3 protein-coding genes are annotated in these 2,865 nt (G+C 73.0%); all 3 read right to left on the minus strand.

Going from position 1 to position 2,865, the window contains the following annotated elements:
- Window positions 1–331: 331 nt before the first annotated feature.
- Complete coding sequence (gene purH / locus E1212_RS28985) at window positions 332–1,894, minus strand: bifunctional phosphoribosylaminoimidazolecarboxamide formyltransferase/IMP cyclohydrolase (RefSeq protein WP_131988999.1); 1,563 nt, start codon at window positions 1,892–1,894, stop codon at window positions 332–334.
- Window positions 1,891–2,496, minus strand: a complete 606-nt coding sequence (gene purN / locus E1212_RS28990; RefSeq protein WP_131989001.1) for a phosphoribosylglycinamide formyltransferase — start codon at window positions 2,494–2,496, stop codon at window positions 1,891–1,893. Before purN ends, purH begins: the two co-directional genes overlap by 4 nt.
- 20 nt (window positions 2,497–2,516) lie before the next feature.
- Window positions 2,517–2,865 (minus strand): cell division protein PerM (locus E1212_RS29785; protein WP_203417377.1); only part of this gene is annotated, 349 nt, incomplete at its 5' end.

The raw sequence follows: 2,865 nt of genomic DNA on the forward strand, positions 1-2,865 counted from the left end.
ACGTCATTACCGAAGCCACACACAGCGGGCAGATCACGTTGGAGTCACCCGGCGACCACGCCAGGCCCCGCCCCGTCGAACAGCGCCCGGTAGCAGAACCCTGACAGAGAGATCACGTTCAGCAGGGAATTCCCTGGTGACCCAGGCCTTCAGACCTCGTGACGCTCGGGTCATCCTTGTGATGCGCCGATCACGGAGGGGGAAAGCGGTTGCCGTCCACGTCACGAGGGTTACTCGAGCGTCGCCATGGCTGCAGGCCTGGTGTGGCAGGGAATCGGGTGGTGAACGTGGTCATTCCGAACCGGGGGGCCCGGGGCGGGGCTTGCGGGTATCAGTGGAAGAAGTGCCGCGTGCCGGTGAAGTACATGGTCACGCCGGCCTCGCGGGCGGCGTGGACGACGTCCTCGTCGCGGATCGAGCCGCCGGGCTGGACGACGGCGCGGATGCCGGCCTCGGTCAGCACCTGCAGGCCGTCGGGGAACGGGAAGAACGCGTCCGACGCGGCCACCGAGCCGGTCGCGCGCTCGCCGGCGCGCGACACCGCGAGCCGGGCGGAGTCGACCCGGTTGACCTGGCCCATGCCGATGCCGACGGCAGCGCCGCCGCTGGCCAGCAGGATCGCGTTGCTCTTCACCGACCGCACCGCCCGCCAGGCGAACACCAGGTCGGCCAGCGTCGCCTCGTCGGCGGCGGAGCCCGCGGCCAGCGTCCACGTCGCGGGGTCGTCACCCTCGGCGTCGACCCGGTCGACCTGCTGCATGAGCAGGCCGCCGAAGATGCTGCGGGTCTCGACCGGACGCGCGTCGGCGCCGGCCACCCGCAGCAGCCGCACGTTCTTCTTCCGCATCAGCACGTCCAGCGCGCCGGGCTCGAAGTCGGGCGCGACGACGACCTCGGTGAAGATCTCGGCGATCTGCTCCGCCGCCGCGACCGTGATCGTCGCGTTCGCCGCGACGACCCCGCCGAACGCCGACACCGGGTCGGTCGCGTTGGCCTTGCGGTGCGCGTCGGCGATGTCGGTGCCGACGGCGATGCCGCACGGGTTGGCGTGCTTGATGACGGCGACCGCCGGGTCGGTGAAGTCGTGGGCGGAACGCCAGGCGGCGTCGGCGTCGACGTAGTTGTTGTACGACATCTCCTTGCCGTGCAGCTGCTCCGCGCCGGCCAGCCCGGGCGCGCCGAAGCCGGTGCGGTAGAGCGCCGCGGCCTGGTGCGGGTTCTCGCCGTAGCGCAGCACCGCCTCGCGCTCCCACGTGCCGCCGATCCACGACGGGAACACGGTGCCGTCGGCCGGCGGCGACACGACGCTGCCCAGCCAGGACGCGACGTGCACGTCGTAGGTGGCGGTGTGCGAGAACGCCTGCAGCGCGAACCGCTGCCGCTCGCCGAGCGTGAACCCGCCGGCCTCGACGGCGGCCAGCACCTCGCCGTAGCGGGCGGGGTCGACGACGACGGCGACGTTGGCGTGGTTCTTCGCCGCGCCGCGGACCATGGACGGCCCGCCGATGTCGATCTGCTCGATGACCTCGTCCGGCCCGGCGCCCGACGCGACCGTCTGGGCAAAGGGGTACAGGTTGCTGACCAGCAGCTGGAACGGCTCGATGCCGAGCTCGGCCAGCTGCGTCCGGTGCGACTCCAGCCGGACGTCGGCCAGCAGGCCCGCGTGCACGTTGGGGTGCAGCGTCTTGACCCGGCCGTCGAGGCACTCGGGGAACCCGGTGAGCTCCTCGACCTTGGTCACCGGCACCCCGGCGTCGGCGATGCGCGACGCCGTCGACCCCGTCGAGACGATGGCGACGCCGGCCGCGTGCAGCCCGCGCGCGAGCACCTCGAGCCCCGTCTTGTCGTAAACGCTGATCAGCGCGCGCCGGATCGGCGTACGTGCCTCGCTCACGGGATGGTGACCTTTCTCTCGTTGATGGTCCAGCCCTCGCGGGCCAGCCGGCCGACGTACTCGACCAGCTGGGCGCGCTCGGCGACCTTGATCCGCTCGGTCAGCGTGTCCTCGGTGTCCTCGTCGAGGACCGGGACGGCCACCTGGGCGACGATGGGGCCGGTGTCGACGCCCTCGTCGACGAAGAACAGGGTGGCGCCGGTGACCTTGACGCCATAGGCGAGTGCGTCGCGCGGGCCGTGGATGCCCGGGAACGACGGCAGCAGCGCGTTGTGGGTGTTGAGGTAGCGGTCGCCGAACCGGCTCAGGAACGCCGGGCCGACCAGCTTGAGGAAGCCGGCCGAGACGACGAGGTCGGGCTCGTGCTCCGCGGTGCGCGCCGCCAGCGCGCGGTCCCAGTCGGCGCGCTCCGGGTGGTCCTTGACCCGCTCGACGAAGGCCGGCACCCCGGCGCCGGCGGCGAGATCGAGCGCCCGGATCCCGTCGCGGTCGGCGCCGACGGCCACCACCGTCGCGCCGTAGGAGGGGTCGGCACACGCATCGAGCAGGGCGGCGAGGTTGCTGCCGGTGCCCGACACCAGCACCACGATCCGGCAGGTCACGCCGTGACAATACCCGTCCCCTACCCGTGGCCCGGCAAGGGCGGGGGCGGCGGGTCGGTCTGTGGTTCCTCTTCTTCCACGGCGGACGGCTCGCCTTCCGCCGTGCCTCCCGAGCGGTCGGCCGGGTCGACGTCCGCCGCATGCGCCGCACCGTCCGCCGGCGCATCGTCGACGTCCGCCTCGGCCCGCGGCGTTCGGCGGAAGCGCAGCGCCAGGACGACCACGACCGCCGGGACGCCGACCAGGCCGAGGGTCGCCGCCGCCACCTCCCACGGCACCGGGCCGAGGACGGTCAGCCGTTCGGCCCCCGCCGAGCCGCCGGAGAGCAGCGCCAGCACGGCCATGGCGACCGCGGCGATCGCCCCCGCC

The organism is Jiangella ureilytica, assembly GCF_004348545.1.
Classification (GTDB): Bacteria; Actinomycetota; Actinomycetes; order Jiangellales; family Jiangellaceae; genus Jiangella; species Jiangella ureilytica.